The sequence below is a fragment of the Streptomyces sp. NPDC051555 genome (assembly GCF_044454405.1).
In the GTDB taxonomy this organism is placed as follows: domain Bacteria; phylum Actinomycetota; class Actinomycetes; order Streptomycetales; family Streptomycetaceae; genus Streptomyces.
This window is the reverse complement of the sequence record NZ_JBITDP010000015.1, coordinates 37,085-54,443: the sequence shown is the minus strand read 5'-3', so window position 1 is coordinate 54,443 and position 17,359 is coordinate 37,085. Positions and strand designations below refer to the sequence as shown.

The following is a 17,359-nucleotide window of genomic DNA, read 5'->3' as shown; positions in this document are numbered from 1 at the left end:
GGCCGACCGGGCGGACCCGGCGGACCGTAATCTGACGGGTATGCGTCAACAACAGGAGCGCCAGGGGTGGGTGCGGCGCGTCGGGGCGTGGTTGCTGGGGGCGGCCGAGGTCGAACCCCGCTCGCTGGCCGCCGCGTTGGGCCTCGGCGAGGAGGACCCTGGGCTACTGCGCCTGCGGCGTGCGGCGCCGGTGCGGTACGCCCGCGTCGAACGCCTCCACCGGGCGGCCCAGCGGTCCTTCGAGCAGCGCACCCGGGCGGCGGTGTGCCGCGAGCTGGAGCACGCGGTCCGTACGGCCCTGCGCGAGACGGCGGAGGCGGCGGAAGCCGAGGCGGCGGCGCGTGCCACGGAAGCCGGAGGGGCCGGGTCCGGTGCGGCCGCACCTCGTACCGACGTGCTCCGGGTGGAGGCCGACGCCGCGGCGCGCTCGCTCGCGGCGGACGCGGCGCTCGCGGGTGCGCGGGGCCTGAACACGGGCCTCTCCGTCGGGGTGCTGTTCAGCCCGGTGGCCCTCGTGCTGGCCCTCGCCGCGGCCGAGACGTTGCCGCCGCTGTTCGGGTCCGCACTCGGCTGCCCCGAGCGGCTCACCCTCGCGCAGGCCCTGATCTGCTTCTCCGGCGGGGCGCTGGGAGCGGTCTTGAGCGTCGTCGTCAGGCTGCGCGACGCCCCGAGCACCCGGCCCACGGGCACCGGCGCACTCGCGGAAGCGTCGGCGGACTCGTCAACGCAGCCGTCAACGCAGTCGTCAGCGCAGCCGTCAGCGCAATCGTCAGCCGAACCCACTGCGGCGGACGCGGCGGACGCGGCGGCCGACGTTCCCGGCGATCCGGTCCAACTGGCCCGGCTGATGCGTCAGGAGGGCTGGTACCGGGTGGTCGTCGGCTGGTTCCTGGCCGTGTCCCTCTTCGTCCTCATCACCGGCGGGATCCTGGCCCTGCTCACCCCGCCCGCCGTCCCCGACGGCGCCTGCGGGGCCGGTCCGCTGTCCGCGGCGGACCACCAGGCCCTCATCAAGGGCTTCTTCTTCTGGGGCGGCGTGGGCTTCCTCGCCGGGCTGAACGAGCGCTGGGCCTACGGTCTGCTGCGACGCGGCGGCCCGGGCGCGGACGCCGCTACTCGTTGACGAGGACCGGGACGGACAGCACCGCGCTCGCCGGAGCCTGGGCGAACTGGCCCGCGGGAACCGTGAAGTCGATGCCTTCGCCGGCCGCGCGCGGACCGTCGTGGTGCGCGGTGCCCTTCGCGTCCTCGCCCTCCTCCTGGTACTGGAACTTCGCGGTCCCCAGCAGGTGTCCGCTCGCGTCGTAGTACGCCGCCCCGACCTCCAGGGCCAGGACGTCACTGATGTCGGAGGTGATCGCCAGGTGCCCCGTGACGGACGCCTTGTCGGTGAGCTTGAGGGCGGTCAGCTTCACCCGGTCGGTGAAGGGGCCCTCTTCGACGCGGACCTCGCCCTGCGCGGCCGGGTGCGCCAGTACGGCGGCCGGCGCCGGGGCGCCGCGCGGCGCGGGCAGGACGACGGGGGCGGCGGATCCGGCCGCGTCTCCTGCCGCCTCGGCGCTGTCGGCGGCCGGGCCGCCGGAGCAGCCCGAGGCGAGTGCGAGGACGGCGGCCGCGGCGGCGAGCGCACCGGCGGTGCGGCGGGTGAGGTGTCTCATCGGAAGGCTCCTGAACCGGCCCGGGGCCGGGAGGACATGGTCCTCCCGGCCCCGGCCGTTCGCTCGGTGGGTCAGTGCTGCTGGGGCGACTTGCCGAACAGCGAGCGGTACAGCTTGCCGTACAGCTCGGTGTTGTTCTGGCTCGCGGCGAAGGCGCTGCCGTTCGGGCCGTAGGCGAAGATCGGCACGTCGGCGCCGGTGTGGTTGCCGGACAGGTAGGTCAGCCAGAGGCTGGCGTCCGGGCTGCCGTCCTTGACGCCGGCCGGGTCGTTCGGCGTGCGGAAGGTGGCGGGAGCGAAGTTCTTCGCGTCACCCGAGCCCGCGCCGTTGACGGCGCCGGTCGAGCGCACCGGGTCCTTGGCGCCCGAAGTGGGGCGCGAGGGGGTGCTGTTGTTGGCGGTGTTGCCGGCGTCCGTGTTGGCCGGGGGAGCGACCGCTTCGGCGTTGGTGTAGGTGCCCTTTTCGATGATGTTGAAGCCGGCGCACTCGTGGTCCGCGGTGACGACGACCAGGGTGTGACCGTCCTTCTTCGCGAAGTCGGTGGCCACCTTGACCGCGTCGTCGAAGGCCTTGATCTCGCCCAGGGTCTGGGCGGCGTCGTTGGCGTGCGAACGCTTGTCGATCTGGGCGCCCTCGACCTGGAGGAGGAAGCCCTTGCGGTTCTTGTCGTAGCCGCCGCGGTCACCGAGCAGCTGGATCGACTTGCGGGTCATGTCCGCGAGGGTCGGCTCCTGCTTCTGCACGGCGTCCGCGGGGAGGCCGGCCTTGGCCTGCTCGACGGTGAGGTTGCCGCGGTTGAAGAGGCCGATGACCTTCTTGCCGTTGGCGTGGCTCAGGTCGGTCTTGGTGGCGACCTTCTGGCTGGCGGCCGTCTGGGCCGGGAGCTTGGGGTCACCGAAGCTGCCGAGGACCTGGTAGCCCTGGCCCTGGAGGGCCTTCTGGTCGTCCGGCTCGAAGCGGGCGAGGCCGCCGCCGAGGATGACGTCGGCGGTGCCGTTGCGCGCGATCTGCTCGGCGATCGGCGTGACCAGCGTCTTGTCCGCGGGCGCGCTCTCGTACGTACCGTCCTCCTTCTTGGGGAGGCAGGCGGCGTCCGAGTACGTCGGGCCCTGGCAGCCGCGCAGCAGCGCGTGGCTGAACTGGGCGGCCGGGGTGGCGTCGGTGATCTCGGCGGTGGAGACGTTGCCCGTGGCGAAGCCGGCCTTCTTGGCCTGCTCCATCAGCGTGACGACGCGCTTCTCGTACGAGTCGACGCTCAGCGCGGCGTTGTAGGTCTTGACGCCGGTCGACCAGGCGGTGGCCGAGCTGGCGGAGTCGGTCACGAGCGCGGGCTTGTCGCTGCCCTTCTCGACGGCGTAGGTGGCGACCGCGCCGGTGAAGGGCAGGGTCTCCATGTTCAGCTTGCCGGAGGCGCCGTAGAACCGGTCGCGGGCGGCCGTGACGTGGGTGCGGCCCATTCCGTCACCGAGCAGGTAGATGACGTTGCGGATCTCCCCCTGACCGCCGTGCTGGGGAGCCGAGTTGGCGGTGGTGGCGGCCGAGGCCGCCAGGGCGCCGGACAGGGCCAGTACGGTCAGCGTCTTGGCAGGTCTGCGTCGCATGATGCGGGGGGTCCCCCTCGGAAATGAATGGCGCGGGCGGACCGACGCTAAGAGCGGGACATGAACACGGCGGTTTCCCCGGGTGACGTGGAGTCGAACAGCGCCCGGCCGAAATCGCCCTTGCGTGCGGTGTCGGACCCGTGCGTCATCCTTCGGGACATGGACATCCGCGCTGATTTCGCCTTGGACCTCCAGTTGGACGCCGTCCGGGAGGAGGCGGTCGACGACGGCGTGCGCGCGGCGGTCGACGCCGTGGGCAGGCACATGCACAGCGGGCGCAGCCGCGGGTACAGGGGCGGCAAGGCGCTCCTCGACCTGCTCGGCGAAGCCCGGGCCCGGGCGGCCGCCGCGGGGGAGTGGCAGGTCGTACGACTGCTCCAGGACTCCGTGGACTACGCCGAGGGGCGGATCCTGAAACCGGAGTTCGAGGAGCGCTACCGGCTGTTCCAGGGCGGCGCCGAGCGCAGCCGGAGCCTGCGGGACCTTGTGGGCACGACCTTGTGGGGAGGCGGTCGGTTCATGACGGAGATGGGGCGACAGTTCCTCGCCGAGAACCCGGAGGCGCCCGCGCAGGAGCTGCTGGAGCACCTGCGCTCCCTGGCGGAGGACAGCCGATTCGTGGAGGCTCCGACGGACCGACCCGGCCGTTACCGGATACCCCGGGGGCAGGCGGAGCTGGCGCTGTGGATCGAGCGGGTGTTCCGACACGAACGGATCGAGGTGGCGGACCCCGAGGCCGAGGCCCGTCGGATCGCGGCCTCGCCCGAGGCGCTCTCCCTCCTGGCGTCCGACCGGGACGGCCGGCTCGCCCTGCGCGCCGCCGAACTCCAACGGCGCGCGCGGCAGCTGACCGCCCTGCGCGCCGTCGCCGAGGACCGCGGCGCGCGCGAGGCCGACCTCCAGCGGGCGCTGGAGGGCCAGCACTGGATCTTCGGCGGGCGGTACGTGGGGGAGGCGGTCCAGCGGCGGCTCGTCGTCGGGGACGAGGTGGACATCCCGCTGATCCGCGGCGACGGCTCGCTCCACGTGGTCGAGCTGAAGCGGTCGATGAGCCTCGCCGGGCCGCTGGTGAAACGCCACCGCGGGGCGTGGGTGCCGGCCGCCGAGGTGCACGACGCCGTGGGGCAGGCGGTGAACTACCTGGTCGGGCTGGACGAGAACCGCGAGCGGCTGCGCGCCGACTTCGGCATCGAGACCCGCCGGGCCGGCGCGCTCGTCCTGATCGGCCATCCGGCGGCGCAGCCGGAGGTCCCGGAGCACGAGGTCAACGAAGCCCTACGGACCTTCAACGCGCATGTGACCCGGGTCGAGGTGCTCACCTACAAGGAACTGATCGACAACGCGGAGCGTTCGCTCGGCGCGGCTGCCGGCTCCCGGTCCCGTTGATCGCCAGGGTGGGTGGCCCAGGCCGACGGGACCTGGGCCACCCACCGCACCGGAGGCGCAGATGACCGAGGCCGCACCCGCACCCGCAGGCGTACCCGCACCCGCCCTCGTACCCTTCACGACCGCCGAGGTCCACGGGCTGCGGGAGGCGCTGGAGGAGGTCGTCGCCGACGGCGCGACCCCGGGCGGGGTCGTCGTCTGCGGCACCGCCGCGGGGGACCGTACGGTGGTGTCGGCCGGGATCGTCTCCCCCTTCACGCACCAGAAGTGCCCGGGCGCGGACACCGTCTACGACGTCGCGTCCCTCACGAAGGTCACCGCGACCTGGCCGCTCGTCGGCCGCGCCGTCGCGGGCGGCCTGATGGAACTGGACGCGCCCGTACGGGATTTCCTGCCGCCGATGGAAGGACACCTGCCCGGCGCCGCGGTGAGCGTGCGCCGCCTGCTGTCGCACACCTCCGGGCTGCGGGCGGCCACCCGCTTCGACCTGTACGACCTGACCGCGCGCCCGCTGCACGAGCTGATCTGCGCGGAGCCCCTGGAGAACCTGCCGGGCACGCACCGGTACATCAACCGGGGGTACGTCCTGCTCGGCCTGGCCCTGGCCCACGTCCACGGCGAGCCGCTGGACCGGCTCGCCGCGGCCCTCTGGGCGGAGCTGGGCATGGGGGACACGGCCTACGGGCCGCTGCCGCAGTCCGCGCGGGTCGCGCCGACCGAACACCGCGACGCGCACGACCGGCTGTGGGGCGCGGTGCACGACGAGAACGCGGCCGCGATGGGCGATGTGGCCGGCCACGCGGGGGTGTTCGCCCCGGCCTCGGACCTCGCGACCTACGCCGAACACCTGCTGTCGACGGGCCCGGACGGCGTGCTCGGCGGCTGGCTGCGGGAGAGCCTGGTGCCCGTCGCGGAGATCGACCCCGGCGTGCACCGGGGGCTCGGCTGGATCGTGGCCGCCGGCGGCGCCGTGGCCTACCACCACGGATTCACCGGCACCAGCCTGTTCCTCGCACCCACCACCGGCCGGTACGTCGTCATCACCACCAACGCGATCCACGACGGCCCCACCGCCCGCACCCGAATCACCCCCTTGCGCGAACGCGCCCTCGAAACGGTGTGAAAAACCGTCGTGGCGCGAGTCACCAGGGGTTCACATCCCACTCCCACCGCACCCGGTCGGACGATGCATTGATCTGAAGGGGTGTCCCGACCCGGGGTACCCCTTCGTCATCGGGGCGGTGTCTCATCATGATCCGCCCATGTGCCGCTTTGGATCCTCCAGGGGCCGTTCCTGCTACGGTCGTCCGTTCGCCGAGGAGGTCGTGATGAATGCATCCCTGCCCGTTGCCGCCCAGGTGGATCTGCGTCGTCAGCCAGTAGAAGACGTGCTGGAGCGCGTAGAAGAGGCCCTACACGTGCGCCTGGATCGGCAGACGCTCGTACGCAAGCGCCGGTCCTTGGGTGGCCGTACGGACCGCGGTACGTGGGTGCGGATCGAGCGGCGGGGATTCGAGCGGATCGGCCCGCAGGGCTGGAACGGGACCGAGGCCGCTGCCGTGCTGCAAGGAGTCGCGATGCCCGAGTGGTACCAGGGCTTGGCGTGGCGCGAGCCGGGCGAGCCGGTGATGTGGCGGGCGGATGAGCTGGAGCTGATCGCATCGCCGTCTGTGGGCAAGGGCGCCTTGGTGCTCGAAGACCCGGGCCTGCCGGACGAGTGGTGGGACGCACTGAACGCTTCCCTGGACGCGCTTGCCTCGCAGCAGACACCGCGGATCGCGACGCCCGACACGGTGACGATCACGCAGGAGCAGGTGACCCAGACTCTCGGGGAGGTCTTCCCCGGGGTGGCGGATATGGGGATCGAGCGGTGGGCGCCGGCTCATGCGGATCTGACCTGGGCCAACGTGATGGGGCCGGAGTTCTCGCTCATCGACTGGGAGGACTGGGGCATGGCGCCCCGGGGCCTGGACGCCGCAACGCTGTGGGGCAACGCGCTTGCCGTCCCGGGGCTTGCTGACCGCGTCCACCGTGAGCGGCGTGCGGACTTGGAGAGCCGGGACGGCAAGCTGATGTCGCTGTTCTTCCTGTCGAAGATCGTCGGACCCCACGCGTACGAGGAGGATCCGCTGCTGGCGCCGGCCCGGAAGGAGTCCGAGCGTTTGGTGGCCGAGCTTCAGCTCTGACGGTGTCCATGGAGGGCCCGCAGGTACTGACTGACGTTGGCGGTGTCCACCTCCGCGCTCAGGGCCTGGACCAACTGGGCCAGCTGCCCGGGGTCGTCGGTACCGACCGCCATCGCGGAGGCGTTGGGCAGGTGGAATGCGGTCCGGAACGCCGCCTGTAGGCGGGACAGGCCATCGTGGGGCGGTCGGAGGAACGGGCGGGGGTCGAAGTCCTCCCACACCTTCTTGTGACCGCCACCGAAGGGGCTCATGCCCCAGGTCTCCTCCGCCTGCCAGGCGGTGCGCAGGAAGGTGGTGGCGTCGAGGAGGTCGATGCCCACGAGGAGACCGGCCCGGACCACGAGGACGTCCGGAGACGGAAGGTCCTCCACCCGGATCGCGTCGAACGGCCGGGTGTCCCAGGAGGCAACGCCCCAGGTACGACACAGGCCGTCACGGGCGGCGTCGGCCAAGGCGATGCAGGCGTTGCCGAGGAGGGCATGGCCATCGGCTGGGGACAGGCCCGTGAGGCTCCGTTCGGGGTTGTGCAGGAGCACGGTGTCAGGTTCCCTGCGGAGTTCCCGGGCCGCCCGCTCGACGGCCAGCCGCAGCCGGACCGGATCGAGGGAGTGCTCAGCGCCTCCGGCGCTCGGGAAGAAGCCCACCTTCGTGGAGAGGGTGAACTTCGGCAGTAGGTCAGCGGCCGTCTCGGCCAGTACCGCGTGCGAGCGGAAACCGAGGTAGGGAGCCGCAGTGTCCAGAGCCGTGACGCCGAGGTCGAGTGCGGCCGTCAGGATGTCGCGGTGGTGACGAGACCGGTGTAGGCCGAGGACAAGGCGGGGGTCAGCTCGGTGCACAGTTCCTCCTTCACCAGGATCTCGGCGAGCTGTTCCACGTCCAGGCCGGTCTTCTCGGTGGCGTCGGCGATGTCGACGGGGTGCCCGCTCAGCAGCAGGGCGAGGGCGGGGTACGCCTTGCCGGCGAAGGTGATCTTCTTGCCTGCGGCGAGCACGTCCACGGTGTCGTGGTGCTGCTCGATCACGGGCTCGAAGTCGGTGACGCACACGACGGCCGCGGGCTTGCCGAACAGGCCGGTGGCCGGGACGTGCCGGGCGGCCAGGCGTTCTCGCTCGCGGGCATCGAAGAAGTCCTGCGGAGTCAGCTTCGTAGCCATCTCTGCGACGGCGTCGGCCAGGAGGTGCTGCTGTCCCTCCCACTGGCCGGGGGAGTTCCAGCGGTCGAGGTCGTACCGGAACAGGTCCTGCGTGCGGGCCTGGTCGGCGAGCCAGGCCAGCCAGTTCACGCCGACGCGCTTCACGATGCCGAAGGTGGCGTGCAGGCTGTAGCCGTCGCCCTGGTCGTTGCGGGTGGCCTGGTGCCAGAAGCCGCGCGGGACGTGCATCACGTCGCCGGGCTCCATCACGCCCTGCCACACGATGTCCTCGCTGGGCTCGGCGTTGGGGGCGGAGTCGCGGTACATCGGAACCTTGCGCGAGGTACCGCGGACTTCCCAGCTCTTGCGACCGGCGAGCTGGACGATCACGGTGTCGTGGTCATCCCAGTGGAGCTTGAAGCCACTGGCGTCCTGGGTCGTCAGGTAGGCGTTCACCTGCACCAGCTCGCGGGCCCACCACTGGAGCGCGCGGCAGGTGGCCTCCATAACCGGATCGAAGAAGTCGACCTCGTCCAGGACCATGGTGCAGCCCTCGCGCATCAGCCCGCCGACGCGGCGCATGTCGGCCATGGGGATGGCCTGTCCCCGCCGGGTGACGGAGGGCTGGATGTAGCGGCCGGGGTGCAGTTCGGCCCCTTCCTGGAAGATGCGGAACTGGGGCGTGGTGACGCTGCGACGCATCACCAGGTCCAGCAGTTTCCTGGGGTTGAGCAGGCGATCGAGTAGATCGAGGTCCTCGATCGTTCCCCGGGCGAAACCGGCTCCGAGTTCACCGGGGCCGTCCCAGCCGAGAGCCGTTTCCAGTGCGGTGACGAAGTGGTGGTCCACGTGTTTCCTCCGGTCGGTGCCATGGGCACGAGGGCCCGGGGCCCGTCGTGGATGTCGGGCCCCCGGTGAGTGCTGTTGGGTGCTACTCCTGCGGGAGGTTCAGGCCGTCGCGGTTCTCGCCGTCGTCGCCCGCGGAGGTACCGGTGGAGTCGGACTCGGCCGCCGCGGCGGTGAAGCGGTCCTGGACCTTGATCAGGCTCTCGACGCCGATCAGCAGGTCTTCCTTCTGCGCCGCCATGTGTGTCTCCATTTCCTGGAAGTCCAGGGCCGACGGGTGCCGGCCCAGCCCCTATGGGGCGTGCCTCACCGGCCCGGTTGATTCCGGGCCGGTGGGGAGACGGGGGTGGCGTGAGGCCACGAGCCGAGCGAGCGTGGAATACGTACCGGAAGCCGGTTGCCGCTCAGCGGCCGGGATCAGGGGATAGCGGCCGGGGTCGTCACGTGGGTCGTTCGCTTTGAGTCAGGAGTGCCACCGTGTGTCTCCAAGGCGGTCGTCCTCTGTCGCTTCGCCATGTGCAGAAGGATCGTCAGCGGGGGGTATGGCCAGAAAGGTCCAGCGGAATACCCAACTTGGGTAGCATTACGCTCGGTTGAGACCTTGAAGCGATCCGTAGTCTTCCTCCGGAGCGTGCCCCGATGCCCGAGTCACGTCGCGCGAAGGAACTCCCGGCGAGCCTGCTCACCGACGCCGAGATGATCGATGCGTGCCGTCTCCGAGACTTCGCGAAGGTCTTCCGGCTGGTGAAGACGCGGGCGGGCATCTACCCGTCGATGATCGCGCGGCAGTGCGAGCTGACGCCGAGCCGGGTGGGAGAGGTGATCTCGGGACAGCGGCAACTCGTCCACATGGACGTGATCGAGCGGATCGCCGATGGGTTGCGGATCCCGGGGCACATGCTCGGGCTTGCCCGTCGTACGTGGGAGACGCCGGCTGTCTTGGCCGTGGCCGAGCGGGAGAGGCCGGAGTTCGGTCACCTGCCCGTTGAGCCGAAGCCCCTCAGCGCCTTACCGGGCGTGGAGGTGGACAGCATCCTGGCGCTGGCCGCCGGGACCAACCCGGGCCCATCCACACTGCACGCCCTGCGTTCTTCGATCGAGGACTACTGGCGTCGCGACGACGAGCACGGGGGCGAGACGCTCCGGCCTGCTGTCGTCGGCCAGCTGCGATACGTCGAGGGGCTGCTGAAGGACCAACGACCGACGCCGGTCCAGCACGGCCTGTACGGCATCGCCGCGGAGCTGGCGCGGTTGACCGGGTGGACGTACTTCGATGCCCGGCAGTATCACCAGGCCCGCGCGTACTTCTCGGAGGCTCTGCAACTGGCCCGGGAGGTTGACGACCACTCCTTCATGGCCAACGTGCTGGCGTGCATGAGCCTGCAAGCGACCTACCAGGACAAGGCGGCGGACGCGCTCGCGCTGGTGTCTGCTGCCCAGGACCAGGCCCGCGCGGCCATCGGCACGACGTCGAGAGTCCGGGCCATGCTGGCCATGCGTGAGGCGTTCGCCCACGCGACCTTGGGCGACCGGACAGCGACCCACACCGCGATCGCCGAGGCGCACAGCCAGTACGACCGGATCAAGGCGGACGACCCGGACCCGGCATGGGTGACGTACTTCGACGAGCCGAAGCTGATCGTGGACACGGGCATCGCGCACGGCCGTCTCGGCGAGGCGGCGATTGCCGAACCGTTGATCGCCGACGCGCTGGAGCGGGAGGATCCCGCGAACCAGCGGGGTAGGGCGTTGCATGCCTTCTGGTTGGCCCGTACGCAGCTCCAGCGCGGCAAGCTCGACCAGGCGTGCCACACGGCGATCGAGGCACTGGTGCTCGCCGCAGCCGTGTCGTCCGAGCGGGTGACCGGGCACCTTCGCGAGTTCTACGAGCAGCTTGCGCCGTATCGCGAGGTGCCGGCCGCGGTTGCCTTCGAGGCGCAGCTGCGAGCCATGTTTCCGCCGCAGGGTCAGCGAACCCCTTCGTCCATCAGTACGTAGAGGAGGCCGACGAGGGAGCCGCTGCTGACGATCTCGCGGCGGTCGATCATGCCCCGGATGTTTACCAGCGGGACCCACTCGATCCGGTCCGACTCGTTCTTCTCGGTCGGTGGCCCGTCGTACGTGGCGCCGGCCGCGCGGAACAGGTGGTGCTGGGAGTCCGTGATGCCGTTCGCCGGTTCGGCGTAGATCAGCGGCTTCATCGGGCCCGGACGCCAGCCGGTCTCTTCGAGGACTTCGCGGGCGGCAGCCTCGCCGGGCGTCTCGTCCGCCTCCACCAGGCCCATGGGCAGCTCCCAGGCCCACGCGTCCGTGATGAAGCGGTGGCGCCACATCATCAGGACCTCTTGGTGGTCGTTGATGACAGCGGCCACGGCCAGGTGGCGGAGCTTGACGACGTGGTGTTCCCAGCGGTGCCCGTCCGGCGTCTCGACATCGGTGAGCCACAGGTTCACCCAGGGGTTCTCGTAGATCGGACGTTCCCCGTGGATCTTCCACTGCATCGCTGCGGCCCCTCTCGATCGGCCTCCAGCATCGCAGAATTCCACCGAACTCCCGCTGACTTCGGGCTAATTCACGTCACACTGACGAAATTCCTTGATGAGTGACGGACGAGGTCGCAGGGGAGGCCCGTACGATGCGGTTGGGGGCGGAGCCGTAGCGCAGAGGTCGTCGCGCGCGGTCTCCAAAATCGTGAGGACGCTGGTTCGAATCCAGCCGGCTTCGCCTTCTCGCCGTAAAGGCGTCCAAGGCAGAACCCTCTTGAAAAACCGTGCACCCCCAGGTCAACGGACTGGGGGTGCACGGGCTCCGGGGACCGTCGGGGGTGTCGGGGGCCCGGAGGGATCGGGGGGTGGGGCGGGAGGGGTCAGAGGGTGCCGAGTGATTCCCGCGCGGTGGTGCGGTAGAGGCCGACCTTCGGGGCCGCGACCTTGCCCGGTGCGGTGAGCGGCAGGCTGGTGCCGTCCGCGTTCGGCATGTGCTCCGCGTCGGCCAGGACGTTGATCTCGTCGGCGACCGGTCCGCTCCCGCCGCCGGGGTTGAGGTCGACGGCCGCGTAGGCGGTGGCGCCGGGGCGCACCGGGTACGCCGGGGCGCCGCCCAGCCCGCCGGGGGCGACGGCCGTGATGCCGAGCGCGGCGCCCTTCGCGCTGAAGCCGATGGTCGGGTGGTAGGCCAGGCCGCAGGCGGTGGAGCCGTTGTTGGTCACCGTGATGACGCGGACGGTGGCCGGGAGGCCCTGCGCGGAACCGACCTTGACGGTCAGCTTCCGCGCCGAGCAGGGGTGGGCGTAGGCGTAGGCGTCGTCTCCGGTGCCCGTGCCCGTGCCCGCCTTCGCCGGGGAGGCGGTGCCCGCCCCGGCTCCCTTGCCGTCCGACGGGGCGCCGGAGGCCCCCTGCGCGCCCGTCGCCGAGGCCCCGCCGGCGGTGCCGGGCGAGGCCGCCCCGTTCGCACCGGGGCCCCTGTTCGCCCCGTCCGCGCCCGCCGCCGCCCCGCTCGTGCCGCCGCACGAGGTCAGGGCCAGCGTGAGACCGGCCGCGATGGTGGCGGCCAGGCTCGCGCTGTGGAGGCGACGGGTGGTGCGCATGAGGGAACTCCCCGGTTCTGAACGGTCGTCACGCGAAGTCGTTCCCGCGTGGACACCACTGTGCCGGGGACCGCTGGCGTCGTGGTCACGCCGCGCTGACGTTCCGCTGACGTCGGCGCAACGTCAGCGCGGCGGGTGGAGTGCCACCCGCCGGATCACGCCCGTACGCCCTGGCGCGCCCGCACCTTGTCGTACCGGCTGCGGTAGGCCGCGTCGTGCGGGGCGGGCGCGACGTACTCCTCGTGCGGCGCGTCCGGTTCTCCGTCCTCTACCTCTTCGCCCTCTTCTCGGTCTTCGCCGTCTTCTCCGTCCGACAACTGGAGCAGCGCGCCGAGCGCACGCTCCGCGCCCTCGTCGAAGCCGGTCGATTCGGCCTCCCTCGCGGCCTCGTCCAGGCATCGGATGCCCTCGGTCCGCTCGCCGAGACCCACCAGTGCCTCCCCGGTCGCGGCCAGCAGGAGCACGCGCGAGGGGGACTGCGCGTCCGCGGCGTGGGCGGCCCGCGCGGCCGTCGTGCTCTCCAGCGCCTGGTGCCAGTCCCCGGAATCCAGTTGGTGCCGCGAGAGGTGGTAGAGCGCGAGGCGTTCCGTGGTCGGGTCGCCGGCCGCGCGGGCCAGCTCCGCCGCCCGTACGCACCCCCGCGCGGCCTGGTCGAGATCGCCGAGCGAGGCCTGCGCCAGGGAGAGGTTGACCAGGGCCGTGGCCTGGCCGCTGCGGTCGCCGGAGCGGGCGGCCAGCAGGGGGGCGGCTTCGAGGTGCGGCAGGGCCTCCTCGGTCAGGCCCTCCTCGGTCAGCACCCACCCCAGGAGGGCGAGCACCCGGGACTGGCCGTGCAGGTCGGCGTCGGCCCAGGCCGAGTCGAGGGCCGTGTAGAGAAGCGGGGCCCAGCCGTCGAGGACCCGCCACACCATCAGCGGCCACAGGGACAGCGCGATCCGCCAGGCCCGGTCGTGCAGGGCGGCCGCGTGCGCGGCCGTCGCCGCCAGGGCCAGGTCCTCGCGCTGCGCCGCGTACCAGGCCATCGCCTCGTCGCGGTCGCGGAAGTCCCGTACGTACGCGGGCGCGTGGAAGTCGGCGTGCAACGGGAAGCACGGCTGCCCGTCGCGCTCGGCGGCCCCGGCCGCCGCGAGGCCGGTCGCGATGTAGTGGTCCAGCAGCCGCGGCAGCGCCCGCGGGTCCGTCTCCATGTCGCGGGCGTAGAGCCGGACGAGGTCGTGCAGCACCCACCGCCCCGGTGCGCCGTACGTCAACAGGTGCGCGGCGGCGAGCTGGTCGAGGGCCGCCTCCGCCTCCTCGACGCCGGTGCCCGCCAGGGCCGCGGCCACCCCGCGGTCGATGTGCGTGCCGGGGTGGCGGCCGAGGTGGGCGAGTTGGTGCGCGGCGGCCGCCGGGAGGCGGCGCACCGACAGGTGCAGGGCGGCGCGCACCCCGGTGTCCTCGGCGTCGAGCAGGGCCAACCTGCGCGTGGTGTCCGAGAGTTCCTCGGCCATGGCGGTCAGGGTCAGGTACGGCTGGTCCGCCAGCCGGGCGGCGGCGACCCGCAGGGCGAGGGGCAGTCCGTCGCACAGCTCTGCCAACCGTCGGGCGGCCGCGGGCTCGGCGAGCACCCGGTCCGCGCCGAGCACCGCGGCGAGCAGGTCCGTACCGTCCTGCGGTCCCAGCACGCCCAGCGGAACGGGCCGGGCCGCGTCCGAGGCGATCAGGCCGCGCAGCCGGTAGCGGCTGGTGACGACGGTGACGCACTCGCTCCCGCCCGGCAGCAGCGGACGCACCTGCTCCGAGGCGCGCACGTTGTCGAGGACGACCAGCAGGCGCCGGTCGGCGGTCAGGGAACGGAACAGGGCGGCGGCGCGGGTCACCGACTCCGGCACGCGCAGCGGCGCGACGCCCAGTGCCAACAGGAACTCCCGCAGCACGTCGATGGCCGAGGCTTCGCCCGTGTCGCTGAAACCGCGCAGGTCGGCGTGGAGGCGGCCGTCGGGGAACCGCTCGTGGTGCAGGTGTGCCCAATGGACGGCGAGGGCGCTCTTGCCGACCCCGGCGGGGCCGGTGACCAGGCAGATCGGCGCCTCCGCGGCGGCGGCCCGCGACAGCTGCGCCAACTCCGCCTCGCGGCCGTGGAAGCCGCGGGGCGCGCGGGGCATCAGGTCGAGGGCGTCGGCGTACCGGGCCGGCGGGGCCGGGGTGCGGGCCGGTGCGCCCGCCGCCCCGGGAGCGGCGCCACGGTGGTCTTCGCCGCGGTGGTCCTCGGCGCGGGCGGTGTGCGCGGTGTGCGGGGTGTGGGCGTTGGGGACGGTGTGCGCAGTGTCGGCCTCGTGGTCGTGTCGGCAGCCCTGTCCCTGCGGTAGGGGCCCGCGCCGGCCGTCCTGGCCGCGCTGGCCGCGCAGGGCCACCGCGTAGGCGTCGCTCAGCTCGTCGCCCGGATCGACCCCGAGCTCCTCGGCGAGCAGGCGCCGGGTCTGGTGGAAGCAGTCGAGCGCCTCCGAGCGCCGGCCGGCCCGCTGGAGGGCCGTCACCAGCGCGGCGGACAGCGATTCCCGCAGCGGATGGGCGCTCGCCTCGGCGCGGAGCACCGCCGCGGCCTGCGCGTGCGCGCCGAGCCGCCCGTACCCGGCGGCCAAGTGCTCCACGGTGGTCAGCCGCATCTCCTCCAGCGCGTCCGCGGCCGCCTGCAGCGGCGGTGTGGGGTGCACGCCGGTCAGCGCGGGCCCCTGCCACAGGGACAGGGCCTCCTGGTACATGACCACGGCGTCCGCGACCGACTGCTGTCCCTGGGCCCGGGTGACCAGCTGCTCGAAGCGGTGCGCGTCCAGCAGCGCCTCCGGCATCCGCAGCACGTACGCCGCGCCCTGGGTGGCCAACTCGACCCCGTACGTGGACGCTTCGGCGGCGTCGAGCAGGGTGCGCAGCCGGGACACGTGCCCCTGGATCACGCTACGGGCGCGCGCCGGGGGCTCGCCGTCCCACAGCGAGTCGGTGAGCTGCCGGAGCGGTACGGGATGGTTGGGCCGCAGCAGCAGCGCGGCCAGCAGGCTGGCCCGCTTGGCGGGGCCGAGCGGTAGGTCCCCGGCCCCCCGCGCGACGGTCACCGATCCGAGCAGACGGAACTCCACCTGCTTGCACCCCCCCGGAAGCAAAGAAACGTCAGCATATCGTCACGGCCGAGCCCCGCCCCGCCCGATCCGCCCCGCCCGATCCGCCCCGCCCGATCCGTCCGTCCGGTCCACCCGCCCGCCCCTGACGTCACGCCCGGCGTCAGAGCCTGACGTCAGGCCCGGCGTACGGACGCCCCGGCGCGCGCGGCCCACACGGTGCGTTCGGTGCGGACCGCGAGGTCGTCGCGGCGCAGGATGCTCCCGGGGCCCCCGGTGTCGAGCAGCCGGTCCAGCGCGGTGAGGTCCCGGGCGTCGAGGGTGGCGGCGGCGCCGTCGCGCAGGCGGCCCAGGCTGCTGAGCGCGTAACGGCCGACGGCCCCGGCCCCGGCCCCGTCGCCGTCGACGTGCACCGCGATCGTCCGCTCGCCCTCGACGGTGAAGCCGGCGGCGGCCAGCTCGGGGCCCCAGTCGGCGCCCCGGTGCGGCAGGTGCTCGGTGTGCCGGCTCGCGAGGGCGGCGTGGCAGCGGTCCTCCAGGCCGGGCCGCTCCCGCGGGGCGTCGGCGGGCAGGAAGCGGGGGAAGCCCGCCAGCTCGACGACGGCGAAGAGGCCGCCGGGCGCGAGCAGCCCGCGGACCGTGCGCAGGGTGCGCCCGGGATCGGCCATGTGGTGCAGCGAGGCCGACGCCCAGACCAGCTCGGGGCCGGCGGGGTCGGGCCCGGCGAGGTCGGGCCACTCCCCGTCGAGGTCGGCCCGGACCGTGCGGATCCGGTCGGCCAGGCCGAGCTCCCGGGCGCGCTCGCGCAGGCGGTCCAGATGGACGGCCGACGCGTCGACGGCGGTCACCTTCGCGTCGGGGAAGCGCGCGAGCAGGGCGAAGGTGCCGGCCCCGGTGCCGCACCCCAGGTCCACGATCCGGCGCGGTGCTGCCGTGACGGGCAGCCACGCGGTGAGGGAGTCGGTGTGCTCGGCGAGCACGTCGGCGTCGAGGTCGAGGATCTCGGTCTGGTCGTGGGAGCCGGCGGACTCGGGGGCGTGGGCGTGGCCATGGGCGTGGCCGTGGGACGACGGGGAGGAGGGGGATGCGTGGGTCATGCCGGCCACGCTAGGAGGGTCGTGCCGTTACGGCAGCACGCCTCCCGGTATGCGCAAGAAGAAGCCCGGACGGGCTGCCGAAAGCGCAAGTGGCCGGCTCCTCAGGCGCCGTCGCCGCCCTGGTGGCCGCGGCGGGCGTCCCGGTCGAAGAAGCCCAGGATCTCGCAGGGCCCGCCCTCGGCGCCGATGGCGTGCGGCAGCATCGTGGGGAACTCCACCGCCTGGTGCGTCTCCACCCGCACCCGCCGGTTCCCCAGCAGCAGGACCGCGGTGCCGGACAGGACGACCAGCCATTCGCGGCCGGGGTGGGCCCGCATGCGCGCGGGGACGTCGGGCGGCGGCTCCGTCATCCGCCGGCGCACCACGCTGATGCCGGGGTCCGCCTTCATGGTCCAGCGCATGCTCCCGTGCGCCGCGTCGACCACCGGGTGGCTGACCACGTCGTCGGCGGCCGTCTCGACGAGCTGGTCCAGGGAGGTGTCCAGGGCCCGGGCGAGGGTGACGAGCTGGTCCAGCGCGAGGCGGCGCCCGCCGGTCTCGATCCGGCTCAGCGTGGACTGGCTGATGTGGGCGCGCGCGGCCAGCTCGGCCAGGGACCAGCCCTGCGCCACGCGCAGGGCCCGGATCCGTTTGCGCACGAGACTGTCCAGCTCGCCGTCGGCTTGCGTCACGAGCAGCAGCGTATGCCGGGATCGCAAACGGGCGCGCGGCGAGGAGGCGAGGAGTCGCCCCGCCATCACGTGACGGTCGGTACGTGAGGGTCGGTACGTGACGG

Annotated in this window: 15 protein-coding genes and 1 tRNA gene; 6 read left to right on the top strand and 10 right to left on the bottom strand. The window is 72.8% G+C overall.

The features are described 5' to 3' along the window. Nucleotides 1-40 precede the first annotated feature (40 nt). On the top strand, nt 41-1,123 hold the full coding sequence (locus ACIBEA_RS27395) for a hypothetical protein (protein ID WP_399265322.1): 1,083 nt from the start codon (nt 41-43) through the stop codon (nt 1,121-1,123). On the opposite strand, the gene ACIBEA_RS27390 is transcribed toward ACIBEA_RS27395, so the two are convergent. Both ACIBEA_RS27390 and ACIBEA_RS27385 read right to left on the bottom strand, forming a co-directional pair. Next, nucleotides 1,113-1,658: a hypothetical protein gene (locus ACIBEA_RS27390; protein ID WP_399265320.1), complete on the bottom strand. Its 546-nt coding sequence runs from the start codon at nt 1,656-1,658 to the stop codon at nt 1,113-1,115. The genes ACIBEA_RS27395 and ACIBEA_RS27390 overlap by 11 nt on opposite strands. Before the next feature lie 71 nt (nt 1,659-1,729). Continuing rightward, nucleotides 1,730-3,259 carry an alkaline phosphatase gene (locus ACIBEA_RS27385; RefSeq protein WP_399265318.1) on the bottom strand — a complete coding sequence of 510 codons (1,530 nt, stop codon included), beginning with the start codon at nt 3,257-3,259 and terminating at the stop codon, nt 1,730-1,732. 159 nt (nt 3,260-3,418) lie between these two features. Between ACIBEA_RS27385 and ACIBEA_RS27380 the strand changes: the two genes are divergently transcribed. The 3 genes from ACIBEA_RS27380 to ACIBEA_RS27370 all read left to right on the top strand — a co-directional run bounded on the left by ACIBEA_RS27380 (nt 3,419) and on the right by ACIBEA_RS27370 (nt 6,831). After that, complete coding sequence (locus ACIBEA_RS27380; protein ID WP_399265316.1) at nt 3,419-4,645, top strand: Shedu anti-phage system protein SduA domain-containing protein; 1,227 nt, start codon at nt 3,419-3,421, stop codon at nt 4,643-4,645. Nucleotides 4,646-4,706: 61 nt separating this feature from the next. Beyond that, nucleotides 4,707-5,768 (top strand): serine hydrolase domain-containing protein, encoded by a 1,062-nt coding sequence (locus ACIBEA_RS27375; protein WP_399265314.1) that lies wholly within the window; start codon nt 4,707-4,709, stop codon nt 5,766-5,768. A 205-nt stretch (nt 5,769-5,973) separates the two neighbouring features. Next, nucleotides 5,974-6,831, top strand: a complete 858-nt coding sequence (locus ACIBEA_RS27370; RefSeq protein ID WP_399265312.1) for a hypothetical protein — start codon at nt 5,974-5,976, stop codon at nt 6,829-6,831. Here the strand turns inward: ACIBEA_RS27370 and ACIBEA_RS27365 are convergent. The 3 genes from ACIBEA_RS27365 to ACIBEA_RS27355 form a co-directional block, all read right to left on the bottom strand. Continuing rightward, nucleotides 6,822-7,667: an aldo/keto reductase gene (locus ACIBEA_RS27365; protein WP_399265310.1), complete on the bottom strand. Its 846-nt coding sequence runs from the start codon at nt 7,665-7,667 to the stop codon at nt 6,822-6,824. The genes ACIBEA_RS27370 and ACIBEA_RS27365 overlap by 10 nt on opposite strands. Further along, a complete protein-coding gene (locus tag ACIBEA_RS27360; protein ID WP_399265308.1) occupies nt 7,601-8,812 on the bottom strand; it encodes a JmjC domain-containing protein in 1,212 nt (403 codons plus the stop codon). The genes ACIBEA_RS27365 and ACIBEA_RS27360 overlap by 67 nt, the downstream gene beginning before the upstream one ends. Before the next feature lie 82 nt (nt 8,813-8,894). After that, nucleotides 8,895-9,050: a hypothetical protein gene (locus ACIBEA_RS27355; RefSeq protein WP_157853303.1), complete on the bottom strand. Its 156-nt coding sequence runs from the start codon at nt 9,048-9,050 to the stop codon at nt 8,895-8,897. A gap of 398 nt (nt 9,051-9,448) precedes the next feature. On the opposite strand from ACIBEA_RS27355, the gene ACIBEA_RS27350 reads away from it, so the two are divergent. Then, the gene (locus tag ACIBEA_RS27350; protein ID WP_399265306.1) at nt 9,449-10,807 is read left to right on the top strand and encodes a hypothetical protein; all 1,359 of its coding nucleotides are present in this window, start codon (nt 9,449-9,451) and stop codon (nt 10,805-10,807) included. Here the strand turns inward: ACIBEA_RS27350 and ACIBEA_RS27345 are convergent. Continuing rightward, a complete protein-coding gene (locus ACIBEA_RS27345; protein WP_399265304.1) occupies nt 10,777-11,310 on the bottom strand; it encodes an NUDIX hydrolase in 534 nt (177 codons plus the stop codon). The genes ACIBEA_RS27350 and ACIBEA_RS27345 overlap by 31 nt on opposite strands. Before the next feature lie 148 nt (nt 11,311-11,458). On the opposite strand from ACIBEA_RS27345, the gene ACIBEA_RS27340 reads away from it, so the two are divergent. Continuing rightward, nucleotides 11,459-11,533: transfer RNA gene (locus tag ACIBEA_RS27340), tRNA-Trp, on the top strand. Between the two features lie 142 nt (nt 11,534-11,675). Here ACIBEA_RS27340 and ACIBEA_RS27335 read toward each other — a convergent pair. From ACIBEA_RS27335 to ACIBEA_RS27320, 4 genes are all read right to left on the bottom strand, one after another. Further along, nucleotides 11,676-12,395 carry a DUF4232 domain-containing protein gene (locus tag ACIBEA_RS27335; RefSeq protein WP_399265302.1) on the bottom strand — a complete coding sequence of 240 codons (720 nt, stop codon included), beginning with the start codon at nt 12,393-12,395 and terminating at the stop codon, nt 11,676-11,678. 155 nt (nt 12,396-12,550) lie between these two features. Next, the gene (locus ACIBEA_RS27330) at nt 12,551-15,508 is read right to left on the bottom strand and encodes a BTAD domain-containing putative transcriptional regulator (RefSeq protein ID WP_399265300.1); all 2,958 of its coding nucleotides are present in this window, start codon (nt 15,506-15,508) and stop codon (nt 12,551-12,553) included. A gap of 155 nt (nt 15,509-15,663) precedes the next feature. Beyond that, the gene (locus ACIBEA_RS27325; RefSeq protein WP_399265298.1) at nt 15,664-16,584 is read right to left on the bottom strand and encodes a class I SAM-dependent methyltransferase; all 921 of its coding nucleotides are present in this window, start codon (nt 16,582-16,584) and stop codon (nt 15,664-15,666) included. A gap of 101 nt (nt 16,585-16,685) precedes the next feature. Beyond that, nucleotides 16,686-17,255 carry a helix-turn-helix domain-containing protein gene (locus tag ACIBEA_RS27320; RefSeq protein ID WP_399265296.1) on the bottom strand — a complete coding sequence of 190 codons (570 nt, stop codon included), beginning with the start codon at nt 17,253-17,255 and terminating at the stop codon, nt 16,686-16,688. Nucleotides 17,256-17,359 lie beyond the last annotated feature (104 nt).

Coding starts and splice junctions, on each gene's coding strand:
- ACIBEA_RS27350 (WP_399265306.1), top strand. CDS start 9,449: ATGCCCGAGTCACGTCGCGCGAAGGAACTCCCGGCGAGCCTGCTCACC.
- ACIBEA_RS27385 (WP_399265318.1), bottom strand. CDS start 3,259: ATGCGACGCAGACCTGCCAAGACGCTGACCGTACTGGCCCTGTCCGGC.
- ACIBEA_RS27370 (WP_399265312.1), top strand. CDS start 5,974: ATGAATGCATCCCTGCCCGTTGCCGCCCAGGTGGATCTGCGTCGTCAG.
- ACIBEA_RS27395 (WP_399265322.1), top strand. CDS start 41: ATGCGTCAACAACAGGAGCGCCAGGGGTGGGTGCGGCGCGTCGGGGCG.
- ACIBEA_RS27375 (WP_399265314.1), top strand. CDS start 4,707: ATGACCGAGGCCGCACCCGCACCCGCAGGCGTACCCGCACCCGCCCTC.
- ACIBEA_RS27345 (WP_399265304.1), bottom strand. CDS start 11,310: ATGCAGTGGAAGATCCACGGGGAACGTCCGATCTACGAGAACCCCTGG.
- ACIBEA_RS27355 (WP_157853303.1), bottom strand. CDS start 9,050: ATGGCGGCGCAGAAGGAAGACCTGCTGATCGGCGTCGAGAGCCTGATC.
- ACIBEA_RS27325 (WP_399265298.1), bottom strand. CDS start 16,584: ATGACCCACGCATCCCCCTCCTCCCCGTCGTCCCACGGCCACGCCCAT.
- ACIBEA_RS27380 (WP_399265316.1), top strand. CDS start 3,419: ATGGACATCCGCGCTGATTTCGCCTTGGACCTCCAGTTGGACGCCGTC.
- ACIBEA_RS27335 (WP_399265302.1), bottom strand. CDS start 12,395: ATGCGCACCACCCGTCGCCTCCACAGCGCGAGCCTGGCCGCCACCATC.
- ACIBEA_RS27390 (WP_399265320.1), bottom strand. CDS start 1,658: ATGAGACACCTCACCCGCCGCACCGCCGGTGCGCTCGCCGCCGCGGCC.